The following is a 15,911-nucleotide window of genomic DNA, read 5'->3' on the forward strand; positions in this document are numbered from 1 at the left end:
TCGACAAGGTCCGCACCGCCGCATGGCGCGAGGCCAGAAAGGCCGGCACGGCCCGGAAGGGCGCCAAGGACCCGATCAAGGGCGCGCGTTGGGCGCTGCTGAAGAACGAGAACGACCTGACCGCCGGCCAGAAGGCCCAATTGGAGTGCGTGGCGAACACCAACGAGACCCTCTGGGAGGCGTACAAGCTCAAGGAACGCCTCAGGATGATCCTCAAGCAGACGGCGGACGAGGCCGCGCCCCTGCTGCGCCAATGGGCCGCGGACGCGTTCCTGTCCGGCATCCCGGGCTTCGTCCCGCTCGGAGAGAAGATCGCCAGGCGCCACTTCGACATCCTCGCAACCATCCGTTCCGGACTGTCCAACGCCAGGCTCGAGGCCATCAACAACAAGATCAAGACCACCATCAAGATCGGCTACGGCTACAGGAACCTCGACAACCTCATCAGCCTCGTCATGCTCAAATGCGGAGGACTCAACCTCACACTCCCCGGACGCCAATAGCCAGCAGGCCAGACCAGCAATCTACACCCACACAAACACCCGAAGAGCCCAAAAAATAATCAACGAATTAATGACGCGGCATACCAGGACTTCGCTTCCTCACGAGACCGGGCCTCGATTCCGCCATGCGAGGCCGTACCGAGGCCACACCTCACTCCGCATCGGCCCCATCGCCGCCGCCGAGTTGTTCTTCAAGCTTGGCGACAATCTCTTCGTGCATTTTCTCGTCGATTTTGACTGTGAGCAGATATACGACGAGGCTCAACACAATGCCACCCAATGGCAGGTAGTATGCGCAGGTCTTGAAGGTGCGGATGTTGGCGGCGGTCATGTCGGCGGCGGTGGCGTCGCCTACCATGCCGGCGGCGACGGCCACGAACCCGACGATCCCGTTGGACAGGGCGCCGGCGATCTTGTCGAGCATGGGCCGCACGGACAGGGTCACGGCCTCGTTGCGCCGGCCGGTCTTCAATTGTCCGTATTCGATGGAGTCGGTCATGCCCAGGATCGCGGTCATCTGGATGGTCTGCGCGGGAAGGTAGAACAGCACGAGCGCGACGATGACCGTGGGCAGGTTCATAGGATTGATGATGAACAGCGTGTAGCCGGCGATCATGAACGCCATGCCGGCCACGTACAGCCAGCGGCGCGGGATGCGTCGGTTGAGCACCGGGTAGAGGGGCGTGGTGACCAGTCCGGTGACGATCGGGATGACGCCGGCGATGGAGAAGCTGTCGGGGGCGCCGAGCACGTATTTGAACTGGTAGAACAGCACGCCGGTGGTGGCCACGTTCGCCACCGAGTACAGGAGATAGCTCAATGCCACCCACAGGAGCTGGTCGTTCTGGGCGATGGCCTTGAACGCCTGGATGGGGTTGCCGCCCTCGCGGGCCTTGGCGCGCAACTGGTCCTGGTTCTCGCGGGTGCCGAACGCGACGCTCCACGCGGTGATCAGGCCGAGCACGGCGATGATGATCGCGAACGCGGCCCAGCCGGACCGGCCCTGCGCCCACTGGCCGGTGAACTTCCAAGTGAACCAGCTGACGATGGGCACGACGATCACGGTGACGCCGTTGTAGCCGATCGATCCGGTGAACGTGCCCAGCGCGGTGTACACGCCGCGCTCGCGCGAGTCGGTGGAAATCGCGGGGATCATGCCCCAGTAGGAGATGTCGCGCAGCGAGTAGATCACGTCCAGGAGGATGAACACGACGACGAACAGGACCATGAACACGCCCGTGTTCACGTCCACCAGGCCGAACAGGCCGGTGAACACCATGACCAGGAGGATGCCCGGCACGATGCCGCCGATGAACTGCCACGGGCGGAACCGGCCCCAACGCGTGTCCGTGTTGTCCACGAGGTTGCCCAGCAGCGGGTCGAGGAAGATCTCCGCGATGCGGATCACCACCACCAGGCCCGTGATGATCGCGATCATGCGCGCCGCCAACGCCTTGTCCACGTTCACGAACAACGCCGTCGTCACGAACGTGATGAAGAACGTGCTCATCGTGTTATAGAACGCCGCCTGACCCAGATTACCCACCGCATACGCAATACGACGTCCGATATTGCGTCTTGCTTCTTCCGGTTCCTGTCGTTGCTGCGCTTGCGCATGTTGTGTTGTGGATTCGTCCATATCGGCCTCCTTGCGACCTACGACATTGTCAGCGGGAACCTCACCGAACCCGCACCACGCGAGTATAGAACTGTCTAAAATAAGTAAAAAATATTATCGCGTGTCGCAATATTCGCAGGCAAAGTAGTGCGAAGATCACGTAGGAAATCAGCGCAAACCACACCACCCCCACGACGACACAACCAGCGAAACAACCGTCAACACCCCAGCATTGGACGACTACGCGCGCCACCCCGCCAACAATCAGCTGCCCACCACACCTCAGCCCGCGACAAGCACACAACATCAAGAAGAAACGCGACGCTTCAGCGACACCTAATGTCCTACGTCAGAAATTCGCTGATTAATTCACCACCCCTCAGACCCGCTTCGCGGGCCAGCTCTTCCTGCAATTAAGGACGCGATACGTGTTCTGCCGGCTCGCCTGCCGGCTCGCCTGCCGGCTCGCACGTTGCATACAAACAGCTCCGCTGTTTGTATGCAACGTCCCATCAGAGAGGGCCGATACCACTCAAACAATTGCGAGACGGACACTAGACCACGCCCAACGCCCGCCCACGCACACAAAACAAGCCCGCTACCCCATTAACCAACGCACCCAACCCCAACCCGCCAACCCCAACCCGCCAGACCTCAGCACAAGCCCTCACCCCAGACCCCAACACCACGCCCACAGAAACACAAGAAGTTGCATTTTTAAGTAAAAATATTTATCATCATCACGCAAGAATCCAGTGAACTGATTCCTGCATTGCGGCGACAACGACGCGACGCAATTCCCCAGCACAAGCGAGGACACCATGAACACCATCAACGAGGCACAAGGAGCCCGCCCCCTCCCCCACCGCGCCGACGACCTACCGACGACGGATTGGCTCACCGATCCGAGAACGTTCGCAGTCAACCGGCTGGACGCCCATTCCGACCATGCCTGCTGGTCGCATAACCCGCGGCATGGCGAAACCAGCGACCTCAGCCAAAGTCTGGACGGCACATGGCGCGTATGCCTCCGGACAGCACCGGCCGTTGGCTTCCCGACCCCGACCCCGACCCCACATCGGGCATCTAACGTCGACAGCACCGCACAAGTCGAAACAGGAACGGTCACCAGCACGAAATCCGATACATTCCACGACTCCGTATCGGTAACGACTCCTCCGACCGTCACCGATGACAAGGCAGACACCCTGACAACGGCCGTCCTCAAAACAGCAGCGCTCAAACCGACAGCGCTCGAAACTGTCGCCCTGACGATGGCCTTCCCCAACGCATGCCCCTGGTTCGCCAACCCGGAACTGGACGATTCCGACTTCGACAGCATCACCGTGCCGGGCCATGTGGAACTCGCGGGATTGCTCCCACCGCGGTATGTGAATGTGCAGTATCCGTGGGATGGTCATGAGAATCTTGAGGCTCCGGCAGTTCCGGCTGACAATCATGTGGCGTTGTATCGTCGCGTGTTTCGTCCGGAGGGCGAGGTGGCGCGGGCAATCGCGGATGGCCGGCGTGTGACGCTCACCTTCCATGGGGCGGCGACCGCGGTCTATGTGTGGCTGAACGGCGTGTTCGTCGGCTATGGGGAGGATTCGTTCACGCCCAGCGAGTTCGACGTCACGACCGCTCTCCGCCCGGGCCCGAACGTGCTGGCGGTGGCGTGCTACGAGTATTCGAGCGCGAGCTGGCTGGAGGACCAGGACTTCTGGCGTCTGCACGGCCTGTTCCGCTCGGTCGAGCTCACCGCCCGCCCGGTCGCGCACATCGCGGACCTCAACACCATCGCGGACTGGGATCCGGACGCAAAACAGGGCCTGCTCACCGTGGACGCCACGATCGAGGGCGCGGCCCATGCGACGGTCGCGGACGTCACGCTCACGGACATGGACGGCGGCACGGTCGTCTGGCAGACCGCCACACCCCTCGTCGCGGGCACGCCAATAGCTGACAGGTCAATCACCGACACGACAATCGCAAACACGTCAACCGTCACGTCATCCACCGTCACCGGCACGCTTCACGCCGAGGCGACGCTCGAGGGCGTGGACCCGTGGAGCGCGGAGACGCCGAACCTGTACACGCTGACCGTCACCCTGTACGACACGAACGGCAAAGTCCTGGAGGCCGCCCAGACCAGCCTCGGCTTCCGCCGCATCGGCATCGAGAACGGCGTGCTGAAGATCAACGGCAGACGGCTCGTACTGCGCGGCGTGAACCGGCACGAGTTCGACTGCCGTCACGGCCGCGCGGTCACCGAGGAGGACATGCTGTGGGACATCCGCTTCATGAAGCGGCACAACATCAACGCGGTGCGCACCAGCCACTACCCGAACCAGAGCCGCTGGTACGACCTGTGCGACGAATACGGCATCTACCTGATCGACGAGACGAACCTCGAGACCCACGGCAGCTGGAACAGCCCCGGCGACATCCCGGTCGGCACGTCCATCCCCGGCGACGACCCCGACTGGGCGCCAGCCTGCCTCGACCGGCTCGACAGCATGATCAAGCGCGACCGCAACCATCCCAGCGTGATCATCTGGTCACTGGGCAACGAATCCTACGCCGGCGAGGTCCTCAAAACCATGAGCGAACACGCGCACGCCATCGACCCGACCCGGCCGGTCCACTACGAGGGCGTCACCTGGAAACGCGAGTACGAGGCGATCAGCGACTTCGAAAGCCGCATGTACGCCAAACCCGATGAGATCCGCGACTGGCTCGAACACCAGAACCACGCAGCCAACACGAGCGGCAAGCCCCGAAAGCCGTTCATGAGCTGCGAGTACATGCACGCAATGGGCAACTCGTGCGGCGGGCTCGACGAGTTCACCGACCTGGAATCCCATGAATGCTATGCGGGCGGGTTCATCTGGGACTACATCGACCAGGCCCTCGTCCAACGCCTGCCCGACGGCACGGAACGCCTCTCGATCGGCGGCGACTGGGACGACCGGCCCACCGACTACGAGTTCGCCGGCAACGGCATCGTGTTCGCCGACCGCACCCCCAGCCCCAAGGCCCAGGAAATCAAACAACTGTACTCGCCAATCCGCCTAACCCCCGACGGGCACGGCGTGACCATCGAGAACCGCAACCAATTCACCGGCACCGACGACTACCTGTTCACCGCCAGACTCCTCCTGGACGGCCGCGAAATCTGGCATTGCGACTACCAATTCGACGTACCCGCCGGCCAGACCACACGCCACGACATCGACTACCCCGATGCCAACGCCATCACCGACGCCAACGGCTCCACCAACACCGGCACCCGTCCAAGCCCAAGCCCAAGCCCAAGTGACGGCGTGCATGAGGTCGTCTACGAGGTCGATCTGTGTCTCGCCAACGCCACCGACTGGGCCCCGGCCGGCTACCAGCTCGCGTTCGGCCAGCTCGTCGGCGTCCTCAACGCCGGGCGCACGTCCGGCACCCGCTCCGGCAACGAAAACCGCCCCCACACGCCCGAAACCGAAAGGAGTCACATCATCAACGACAGGCTCGTCGCAACCTGCGCCAGCAACGACGCCGCCCCCACAGGCAACGATTCCGCCATGGTCACGCTCGGCCGCTGGAACGCGGGCATCCGACGCGCCGACGAGGAAATCCTCCTGTCGCGCACACAGGGAGGCATGGTCTCGTGGAAACGAGACGGACGCGAGATGGTGATCCGTCGCCCCGACATCGTCACCTTCCGCCCACTGACCGACAACGACCGCGGCAACCACTCCGGCTTCGACCGCGCCGCATGGTTCCCCGCCGGCCGTTACGCCGTCACCACCGGCACGCACATCAACCGGACCGACGACGGCGAACTCGTCGCCGAATACCAGTTCGAGCTCGCCGACCCCGATCGCACACCCGCGTTCATCATCTACCGCATCGACCCGGCCATGCGCCTGCACCTGACCGTCAAATATCCGGGCACCGACCCCGACACGGCCAGTCTGCCCGCCTTCGGCATCGAATGGGAGCTGCCACGCGAATACGACCGGCTGCGCTACTACGGCCCTGGCCCCGAGGAGACCTACCGCGACCGCAAGCGTGGCGGCCGGCTCGGCATCTGGAATACCACGGCCGCGGAAAGCTTCGCACCGTACCTCATGGTCCAGGAGACTGGCAACCGGGAGGACGTGCGCTGGCTCGAGGCCACTGACATCCACGGCCACGGTCTGCGCATCCGCCAACATGGCGACCGCCACTTCGCCGCAAGCCTGCTGCCGTGGGACACGACCACCATCGAGGCCGCACGCAGGCGCAGGGACCTGCCCGAGCCACGGCATACGTACCTGCGACTGCTTGCCGGGCAGATGGGCGTCGGCGGCGACGACTCGTGGGGCGCGCCCGTACACCCCGCCTACCAGCTGCCCGCAGGCAGACCACTCACCCTCGACGTGGACATCCAACGCATCTGACCGCCGTCATCCCACACCGTATCGGTGTTTGCCTCGGCGGCAATGTCACCAAGGCAAACACCGATACCGTTGCCGTCCGATCCGCTCAGCGCCAAGACAGCAACGATTCCAATCGGCATCTCACAGCTGCGGCGTAAAACTGGCCCTCGCCACGAGCTCGGTGGTGAGCAGCACATGACGGCGGACCTTGCGCTCGTGCTTGAGCCCGTCAATCAGCGTGGTCAGAGCCGTACGCGCAAGTTCGCGCTGGTCGATGGCATAGGAGCTCAGCGAGGGCGACGTGTACCGAGCGATGGACTGGTTGTTGACGCTGACCACGGCCAGCTCATCCGGTACGCGCACTTGCAACGCGTTCAGCGCCTGCAGGACACCCACCGCAAGCACGTCCGCCGCCACGATCAGACCGTCCGGCATGTCACCGTGTCCGTCATCGACGGTGGCATCGGCGCCGTTCGCCCCGCCTATCCGGCCGCCCTCCCCGCCACCGCGATGGTCGGCGACCAGACGCGAAGCCTGCTCGTAGCCGCTTTCGACCGTGAACGTGCCGCGCGAGTACACCAGCCCATCCACGTCAAGCCCCAAATGCGCTGCCCATTGGCGGAACGACGCCTCACGGATGTCCTCGGGATAGTCATGCAGTCCCATCAGGCTGCCCACGCCGCCGATGAACGCGATCCGACGACGCCCGGCAGCGATCAGCGCGTCCAGTGCATCCAGCATGGTCTGCGACAGGTCCGGGCACACCGAGTCAAACAGATGCGGCGCGGGATTCGTGTCGATGCACACGCCATGCGGCAGCACCTTGTGCAATGCACGCAAATCGTCCGCGGGAAACACGGTCGCCCCAATCGTCACGAACCCGTCGAACTCGCCGGCCCGTTCGATCAGCTCACGGATGGAATGGACGAACACCGGCCGGTCCAGTCCCAGCGACCGCGCGCATTCCTCCACGATTCCGCGCAGTTCGGCGAAGTATGCGTCCTGCAGCTCCTCGCCCGAGGGCGGCGCGTCCAGCACCGCGATCGCCGGGCGGAACACGTCGCGATAGCCCAGCTCCTCGCACACGCGCAGCACGCGCCGCTTCGTCTCCTCCTTGATCGAGAACGACGGATCGTTCAGCAGGCGCGACACCGTGCTCTGCGATACCCCGGCCCGTTCGGCGACCTCCTTCAACGTGGCCATCAGCATCCTCCCCATGCATCAACGCCGTCCGCACTATCCGCACCGTCCGCGCATTGACACCGTCGATTTTAGTAAAAAACTTTACCAGCATACCCCATCGGACGGCGAGCGCGGCACCAAACGGACTGTAAGTATGCGGCCTGTCGAAGGTCCCGCATACTTACAGTCCGTTTCGGCCTTATTCGGGACTGTATGTACGCGGCGGTTTCGTTATCCCGCATACTTGCAGTCTGTTTCGCCTGCCCCGGCGATCGTATGCGAGCGACCGACGCCCTACCGCATCCAGCAGGCGCCCCGGCCATCGTGTGGATGATTCCGGCGACGGCTCCCCCGTGCGCGCTATCCTTGTCCCGTTTGTCTTGCGGACAAAGGCATCGAAACAACTGCGGAAGAAAGGCGGGATATGGGCAACGGTAATGGCACCGGCACCGATACCGGAACCGTAGCCGAAACCGTAGCCAAAACCGAAACTAACGCCAGCAACCGCCGGTCCGCACCGCGCCGTGATGTCCTCGCGGCTCTGAAGGCCGCATTCCCGCTTACCGTGCCGATTTGTCTGGGATTCCTGTTCCTCGGCACGTCATACGGCATCCTGATGGGCACCAAAGGGTTCTCCTTCGCATGGCCGATGTGCATGAGCGCGTTCATCTTCGCAGGGTCGATGGAATTCGTCACCGTGAATCTGCTGCTCTCGGCATTCAACCCGATCGCCGCGTTCCTGCTTGCGCTGATGGTCAATGCCCGACATCTGTTCTACGGGCTGTCAATGCTCAAGTCGTTCAAGGGTCTTGGCTGGAAGCGCCCGTACCTTATCTTCGGCATGTGCGACGAAACCTTCGCCATCAATTCCACCGCCCGCATCCCCGACGGCATCGACCGGGGATGGTTCTACTTCTGGGTCACGGCCTGCAACCAGAGTTACTGGGTCATCGGTGCCACGCTCGGCGGTCTCATCGGGTCGCATCTGCCGTTCGACACCAACGGACTCGATTTCGTGCTCACCGCACTGTTTCTGGTGATTTTCCTTGACCAATGGCTGGGCGGGCATCATCGCGAACGGCTTGCCGCCGTCATCGGCGTGCTGGCCTCCCTCGCCTGTCTGGTAATCTTCGGTGCCAACGATTTCATGATTCCGTCGATGGCCGTGATGCTTGTGGCGTTCCTGTTGCTGCGCCCGTATCTGGATACGCTCAGGATCGGCAACGCTACCGATGATACCCCCGACTCCGCCGACGCCGCCGTCAATGACGACACGATTTCGCACAAATCGCGCGGCTCACACGAACTTCACGACTCCCCCGCACCCGGCCCGAAGGAGGCTCATCAGGCATGATCATGACCGTCTGGCAGGGCGTGGCCACCATCGTGGCAGTGGTAGTCGGCACCATGCTCACGCGATTCCTGCCGTTTCTGATATTCCCGGAGTCCAAACAGCCCCCGCGCATCATCGAGTATCTCGGTGCGGTGCTGCCGTATGCGATGACCGGACTACTAGTGGCGTATTCCCTACGAAACACCCCGGTGTTCACCGGCTCCCACGGTGCGCCCGAGTTCATCGCCTGTGCGGTGATCGTGGCCCTGCATTGCTGGAAACGTAATATGCTGCTGTCAATCGCCGGCGGAACCGTGACCTACATGCTGCTGGTGCAGCTGGTGTTCTGACATCCCCGGGACCTACGCAATCGGCACCGTCATCCTCCACTTGAGAAGACGGCGGTGCCGGAACATTCGACGCGGCCTATGCGGCCGTCGATACGACGAATCGACGGCCGTGGATTGGCGGCCGTGAATCGCCGACCGTCACGACTCGGCATCGAGCTGCTTGGCCACCCAGTCGACGATGTACGGCGCGACCTCTTCGATCTGGTCGATGGCCACCTCGAACTCATGCGGACCGCCGTACCACGGATCGACCAGATCGATCTGGTCCTCGCGCCCGGGCTTCGGCTTGGGCAGGTTCGGGTCGAAGCTGCGGTACATATGCACTTCGGCGCGCTTGCCGGCCGGCAGCATGCGCAACAGCGCGCGCATGTGGGATGCGGTCATCGGCAGGAACAGATCCGTACGCGCGATTTCGTCACGGGAGATGCGATGGGCGAAATGATCGCGCGGGATCTCATCGCCGTACCCGCGTTCGCGCAGCACCCGCACGGCGCGGGGGTCGATCGGATGGCTCCATTCCTCATCGGACACGCCGCTGGATTCCACATCCACCTTGTCGCCAAGGCCGCGATCCTCGAAATAGTGGCGCAGAATGATCTCACCCATCGGCGAGCGGCAGATGTTGCCGGTGCAGACGGTCATGACGGTGTAGGGCTTGGTGGTGCTCATAGCGCTTTCCATTCGATTCGAGGACACGGGGTCCGGCCGATGATATTGCAGGTATCGCACGATGGTCGCCCCTGTCAATGTCAATCAGAGGCCGACCATCCACGGCTACTTGGTTTTGACCAGCGTGATGAATCGGTATGATTCCACGCCGGACGTGTGGTCATCGGGAGTGCGCCACTCCCCCACCTCGGCTTCGCGCCACAGGCCCGCCTCGACGAGCGCGGCCATGTCCGGCGCATAGGCGTCGGCGTCCACATGGGCGGCCAGAACGGTGATGTAGGCCTTGTCCGCGAACGGAAGCGCCTCGGCGAACAGCTGCGCGCCGCCGATGATCCAGATCTCGGAACGGTCCAGACCATCGTCCGGGATGGCCTCCTGACGGGCCAGATCGAGGGCGTCGTCAAGGCTGGTGACCACCGTGGCTCCCGGCGCGCGATACAGCGGGTCGCGCGAGACCACGATGTTGTCCCTGTTGGGAAGCGGACGGTATTTGAGATCCAGCGACTCCCAGGTCTTACGGCCCATGATCACCGGATGCGATACGGTCAGCTCCTTGAAATGCTTCATGTCCTCGGACAGATGCCAAGGCATGCCGCCATTAAGGCCGATGGCTCCCGAACGACCTTCCTTGTCGCGGGCTTCGGCCCAAATCAGATTCACCGAGAACGTCTTGGGGAAATCGTCACCCCAATCCTCCTCAGTGGCAGACAGCCCGGCAGATCCGGGCTCGGGTTCGTGATAGCCGGTACGGCTACTGTCATGCTCCATTTCGCTTACTCCTCCTGGATTGCGGAACTGCCCTTAGTGTAATGGGCATGCCAGACGGACCGGCCGACCGCGGAGTCTCGCCCTGTCCCCGGCCCGCCGACCCGGCGGACGGACGGCCCAACGCATCGTGCGCAGGGCCGTACGCAGGGTCGTCCGCAGGCCGTCCGCAGCCGAATAGTAAGGCCGCATACAGCCGAAGGCGGCAGTCGTCACACCGCCACAGGAGCCTTGATGGTCGGATGATGGCGGTAATCCACGATGGTGAAGTCGTCGTAGTCGTAGTCGAACAGCGAATCGGCCTTGCGGATCTCGATGGTGGGATACGGATACGGCTCACGGGAGAGCTGCTCGAGCACCTGGTCGATATGGTTGTCGTAGACATGGCAGTCGCCGCCGGTCCAGACGAACTCACCGGGTTCCAGGCCGGTCTGCTGGGCCATCATCAGCGTGAGCAGCGAGTAGGACGCGATGTTGAACGGCACGCCGAGGAACATGTCGCACGAACGCTGGTACAGCTGGCAGCTCAAACGCCCGTTGGCCACATAGAATTGGAACAGGGCGTGGCACGGAGGTAGCGCCATCTGCTCGACCTCTGCCGGGTTCCACGCGGACACCACCATGCGGCGGGAATCCGGATGATGCTTCAGCAAATCGAGCACATTGCCAATCTGATCGATGGTGCGGTTGGGGTCTTCGGGCGTGGGGGCCGGCCATGAGCGCCACTGCACACCGTAGATGGGCCCCAGATCACCGTTCTCGTCGGCCCACTCGTCCCAGATGTGCACGTTGTGCTCCTGCAACCAGCGGATGTTGGAGGACCCCTTCAGAAACCAGAGCAGCTCATACGCCAGTCCCTTGAAGAACACGGTTTTGGTGGTGAGCAACGGGAAGTACCGGGACAGGTCGAACCGCATCTGCTGGCCGAACAGGGAGATGGTGCCCGTGCCGGTACGATCGGACTTCAGCGAGCCTTCCATAAGGATCTTGCGCACCAGATCCTCGTACGGCATCGGAATGTCCGTGTCCGGACGAGACGGGATGCGGGTGCGGATGTCAGCGAGCTGTTCTTCAGTCAAAGCCATGCCCACCATGGTAGCGGCAGGGGCCCGACCGCGCCGCCCCACCGCAATGGCCCGACTGCCACGACGACGAACCGCACCGCCCTAGGCCAGACCAGCCCCACACCGACCGCTCTGCTCGCCCAAACCACGAACCGCACCGCGCCACAAACTGCCCGAGTCAGACGGCAACCGGCATTTTCCGCCATCGATGAGTTCCTCCACCCGTCGAACGACCTGCCGGGGCATAATGGAGAGGTCAACAATGCCATGAGATGCCGTAAGGAGGCACACTATGGGTAAGCGACTGTGGGTAGAACGCAACAAGGATGGTTCGTGGGACGCCTTCAGCGACGACGGCGCACACATCAAGTTCGGCAAGGATCGAGGCCAGTTCACGCCGGGTGACCTGATGAAGGTCGCGCTGGCCGGTTGCGCGGCGCTGTCCAGCCAGTTCGCCGTCGAACACGCGCTGGGCGAGGGCAAGGGTGCCAAGATTGTGGTGGACGGCACCTACGACCCCGAAAACGACGCCTACACCGGCTTCGACGAGCAGGTCGTGGTGGACGCCTCCGATGCCGGGCTGTCCGAGGAGGACGCCGAAAAGCTCAAGGAACGCGTGACCCGTCACATCGATAAGGCTTGCACCGTCAAGCACACCTATGTGCAGGAGACCCCGGTACGCATGAACGTGACCATCAAGCACTGATGGAATGATCTGCCGTATATACGCTATATACGGCGCATATGGCAATGGCTCCCATCGCTGAGGGGAGCTGTCGACGAAGCCGATTGAGGGGAGTCCGGAATCCGCCCGTAACTCCCCTCAGTCTCACTACGTTCGACAGCTCCCCTCAGAGAGGGGAGCCACTGTTATACCTGTCGCATTCAGCCGCCAGCTCCCTCTAGCCAAGGAGCCACTGCCAAACCTACCGACTACTCGTGCTTCGGATCGATGGTGGCCTCGATCTGATGTGCGACCTCGGGCTCGGCCTTGGGCACCGGGATTTCCTCGACTCCGGCGATATCGTCCAAGGACTTGGTGGGCACTTCCGCCGGCGAGCTCGGGACGGTATCGAGGCGGGACTCCGCGGCCTCCACGTACTTGCGCGGCACCACGTAGACCGGACCTACGGCGTGCTGCAGCAGTCCCTGGCTGGTGGAGCCCAACAGCAGGCCGGTGAAGCCACCGCGGCCACGAGATCCGACGACGACCACGTCATGATCGAAGCTGGCCTTGGTCAGGGCGCTCACGGCCGGGCCGGAGACGATCTGCTTGTTGATCGTGAGGTCCGGATGCGCCTCCTGCAACGGCTTGATGCGCACGTCGAGGTCCTCCTTGTAGGACTCCATCACGGCGTCCTCGCCGTCCACGCCCTTGAGGTTCGGCACAGCGGAGATCACGTCGAGCTCGGCGCCCCAAGAGGATGCGAAGTCCGCGGCGATGTCAAGCGCCTTGAGACCCCACTTGGATTCGTCGGAGCCCACGGCCACCTTGGTGATGGTGTTGTTGAGGTGCATGAGGTTGCCGTCATCGTCGGTGTAGGGCACCACGACAATCGGGCAATAGGCGTATGCGGGCAATGACGACGAGGTGGTGCCCAGCAGACGCTCGGCCAGTCCGCCCTTGCCGCGGTTGCCGATGACGATGAGATTGTAGTTGCGCGACAACTCCACGAACACGGACGCGGGATCACCGGTGACAATCAGAGTGGCGGCTTCGACGCCCTGCTCATCCGCGATGGCCTTGGCCTTGGACAGAATCTCCTGGGCATCGGAATGCGCGGCGTTGTCATCCCCCATCGCCGTGTAGGTGGCATCGAACGAAACGGCGGCATAGCTGGGCAGGGAATACGCACAGACGATCTGCAGCGTGAGTCCGGCATGTTTCGCATAATTCGCGGCCCACCATGTTGCCTTGTAGCTGGCATGCGACCCGTCAACGCCGACGAGAATGGCCTTGTCGTTAATCATGACGACCTCCTTGAAGTTATCGCGGAACCTGTTCTGCGTATCTCCCACAATACCCCGCGACACTCGGATTGCGTGGTATGCGCCGCCCAAAGAACGAGAAAAGCGCGCCCCGAAGGACGCGCCCGAATGGTCATTTCCGTCACGTTATGCAGATTGCCGTCCCTATTTCGGCAGCCAGCTGATTTGGATGCATTCACCGCCGCTCAAGGCGGGTTCCAGGGGAGACTACAGGATGCGGCGGATGGAGTAGGGGTTGCCGCCGAATACGGAAACGTCGGCGATCTGCGTACCCTGCACCGGATTCATGGCATTGATCACCATGCCGTTGCCGATGTAGATGGCGGCATGGATGCCATTCGCCAGAATGTCGCCGGGCTGGGCTTCGGCGAGGTTGGCCACCGGCGTGCCCATAGCGGCCTGTGCACCGGAGGAATGCGGCAGGGAGATGCCGAACTGGGCATACACATACTGCACGAAGCCGGAGCAATCCCAGCCGGACGGGGTGTTGCCGGCGGCCACATACGGATAGCCCTGGAACTGCATGGCGAACTTGGCGAGATCGGCGCCGCCGCCGTTCATGGAGCCAAGATCGACCTGAGGAATCTCGGCGCGCTGCTCGGAACGGCTGGCCGCGTATGCCTCGGTCTGCGCCTGGGATGCCTCGTCGGCGGCCTTCTGCGCGGCCTCGGCATCCTTCTCGGACTGGGATTGGGTCTGCGGCACGTTCAACGTTTCAATGCCGCCCCAATTAGCATTGTCATCCACTGAAGTGGACGTGGATTCGGCCAGAAGATTCGCCTTGGCGGCGGAGGCCTTGGGGAAGGAGCGAGAGGAGACCACAGTACTGTCATCCGCCGTACCCGCGGCGCTGGCGCTCGGTGCCACACCTGCGAACATGGTAGCGGCGACCACTACCGCAGCCGACGCGGAAAGAATCTGCTTAACGTTCATCATCAACGCACCACCTTACCATAAAGGCCTCCGGACGGAACGTCCGAAGGCCTTGTAACGAACATCACCCCTGTTCGCTTTTCGATATCGGTTACGCCGACACACACGGCATACAGCTATCCGGCATGGCCGGTTCCGTCCATGCCGTCCCACCCGGCGGGAAGCGTCACGGGATGCGCACCACGATGGTCACCTGGTTGAGCATCGCGCCGGCCAGCGCCACGGTGTAGCCGTTCCAACCGCCGTGCACCGCCTGACCGTTGCCCACATACAGTGCCACATGGTCGTAATGGGCGCCGCCGTTCCAGCCACCGGTGCTGGCGTAGATGAGGATGTCGCCCGGCTGCAGGGAGCCGTCGGTGACGATCTGGCCGCCCGGCACATTGGCGTACTCCTCGGGCCAGCCATGGAAGTTGATGCCGCGTGCGGCGAGGGCGTAGCTGACCAGTGCGGTGCAGTCCATGCTCTGGCCGATCAGCGAGTACGCCTTGTCGATGGATGCGGCGGCACCGGCGGAGACGGACCCGTCAAGCTCCGTATAGGACATGGTGCTGCGGGCCTGGCCACGGCTGGCGGCCTCCATCTGGCTCTGCACCTGAGCCGCGGCGGCCTCATCCTGAATCTTTTGCGCCGCTTCGGCGGCAGCCGCATCCTTCTCGGCCTGAGAAGCGGCCTGCGGCACGTTCAACGTCTCGATGCCACCCCAGCTGGAGTCGCCCTCGACTTCGGTGGAGGTGGATTCGGCGGTCAGGTTCTCTCGAGTGGTGCTGACCGTCGGGAACGACTTGGTGGCGGTCACGATGCCCTCATCGGCCATGGCGGTCGTAGGGGCGAATGCGAACAGGCTTGCGGCGGCCGTGCACGCCGCAATCACGGAAGCGATTCGGGGAAAAGTCCTCATAGCCCCTGAACGGTAGCCACCAAATATGAACGAATACTGGGAATCGGCTGGCAATGCCGCATAATAACTGGGATTTCATCGGCGTGTCGCCTATTGACGCCAGCAATACCCAGCAAGCTCTCAGATGATTGCAAGTCCGGTCACAGCGGACCGTGCGCGTGTCCCCGAGCTGGATTCAAACTGAATTTGTAGTCG

General features: G+C 62.9%; 13 protein-coding genes. 5 read left to right on the plus strand and 8 right to left on the minus strand.

What is annotated here, in order from left to right; all coding sequences use genetic code 11:
- Nucleotides 1–503: transposase (locus BMYO_RS11975; RefSeq protein WP_143249087.1), on the plus strand; the 503-nt coding region annotated here is incomplete at its 5' end.
- Between the two features lie 151 nt (nt 504–654).
- Here the strand turns inward: BMYO_RS11975 and BMYO_RS01360 are convergent.
- Complete coding sequence (locus BMYO_RS01360) at nt 655–2,142, minus strand: glycoside-pentoside-hexuronide (GPH):cation symporter (protein WP_094666810.1); 1,488 nt, start codon at nt 2,140–2,142, stop codon at nt 655–657.
- Nucleotides 2,143–2,942: 800 nt separating this feature from the next.
- Between BMYO_RS01360 and lacZ the strand changes: the two genes are divergently transcribed.
- Complete coding sequence (lacZ, locus tag BMYO_RS01365; RefSeq protein ID WP_420807275.1) at nt 2,943–6,551, plus strand: beta-galactosidase, LacZ type; 3,609 nt, start codon at nt 2,943–2,945, stop codon at nt 6,549–6,551.
- A 120-nt stretch (nt 6,552–6,671) separates the two neighbouring features.
- Here the strand turns inward: lacZ and BMYO_RS01370 are convergent, their stop codons facing one another.
- Nucleotides 6,672–7,733, minus strand: a complete 1,062-nt coding sequence (locus BMYO_RS01370) for a LacI family DNA-binding transcriptional regulator (RefSeq protein ID WP_094666854.1) — start codon at nt 7,731–7,733, stop codon at nt 6,672–6,674.
- Nucleotides 7,734–8,136: 403 nt separating this feature from the next.
- Between BMYO_RS01370 and BMYO_RS01375 the strand changes: the two genes are divergently transcribed.
- Both BMYO_RS01375 and BMYO_RS01380 read left to right on the plus strand, forming a co-directional pair.
- Nucleotides 8,137–9,066: an AzlC family ABC transporter permease gene (locus BMYO_RS01375; RefSeq protein WP_094666812.1), complete on the plus strand. Its 930-nt coding sequence runs from the start codon at nt 8,137–8,139 to the stop codon at nt 9,064–9,066.
- The gene (locus BMYO_RS01380; RefSeq protein WP_094666813.1) at nt 9,063–9,395 is read left to right on the plus strand and encodes a branched-chain amino acid transporter permease; all 333 of its coding nucleotides are present in this window, start codon (nt 9,063–9,065) and stop codon (nt 9,393–9,395) included. Before BMYO_RS01375 ends, BMYO_RS01380 begins: the two co-directional genes overlap by 4 nt.
- 138 nt (nt 9,396–9,533) lie before the next feature.
- Here BMYO_RS01380 and BMYO_RS01385 read toward each other — a convergent pair whose 3' ends face one another.
- From BMYO_RS01385 to BMYO_RS01395, 3 genes are all read right to left on the minus strand, one after another.
- Nucleotides 9,534–10,064, minus strand: a complete 531-nt coding sequence (locus BMYO_RS01385; RefSeq protein ID WP_094666814.1) for a low molecular weight protein-tyrosine-phosphatase — start codon at nt 10,062–10,064, stop codon at nt 9,534–9,536.
- A 105-nt stretch (nt 10,065–10,169) separates the two neighbouring features.
- On the minus strand, nt 10,170–10,832 hold the full coding sequence (locus tag BMYO_RS01390; RefSeq protein ID WP_094666815.1) for a dihydrofolate reductase: 663 nt from the start codon (nt 10,830–10,832) through the stop codon (nt 10,170–10,172).
- Between the two features lie 209 nt (nt 10,833–11,041).
- On the minus strand, nt 11,042–11,842 hold the full coding sequence (locus tag BMYO_RS01395; RefSeq protein ID WP_181163373.1) for a thymidylate synthase: 801 nt from the start codon (nt 11,840–11,842) through the stop codon (nt 11,042–11,044).
- A gap of 343 nt (nt 11,843–12,185) precedes the next feature.
- Between BMYO_RS01395 and BMYO_RS01400 the strand changes: the two genes are divergently transcribed.
- Nucleotides 12,186–12,599, plus strand: a complete 414-nt coding sequence (locus BMYO_RS01400; protein ID WP_094666816.1) for an OsmC family protein — start codon at nt 12,186–12,188, stop codon at nt 12,597–12,599.
- A gap of 227 nt (nt 12,600–12,826) precedes the next feature.
- Here the strand turns inward: BMYO_RS01400 and BMYO_RS01405 are convergent, their stop codons facing one another.
- The 3 genes from BMYO_RS01405 to BMYO_RS01415 form a co-directional block, all read right to left on the minus strand.
- Nucleotides 12,827–13,864, minus strand: a complete 1,038-nt coding sequence (locus BMYO_RS01405; protein WP_094666817.1) for a universal stress protein — start codon at nt 13,862–13,864, stop codon at nt 12,827–12,829.
- 225 nt (nt 13,865–14,089) lie between these two features.
- Entirely contained in the window at nt 14,090–14,818 is a 729-nt protein-coding gene (locus tag BMYO_RS01410) for a C40 family peptidase (protein ID WP_094666818.1), read from the minus strand.
- A 163-nt stretch (nt 14,819–14,981) separates the two neighbouring features.
- Nucleotides 14,982–15,716, minus strand: a complete 735-nt coding sequence (locus BMYO_RS01415) for an NlpC/P60 family protein (protein WP_094666819.1) — start codon at nt 15,714–15,716, stop codon at nt 14,982–14,984.
- Between the last annotated feature and the right edge of the window lie 195 nt (nt 15,717–15,911).

The organism is Bifidobacterium myosotis, assembly GCF_002259745.1.
Classification (GTDB): Bacteria; Actinomycetota; Actinomycetes; order Actinomycetales; family Bifidobacteriaceae; genus Bifidobacterium; species Bifidobacterium myosotis.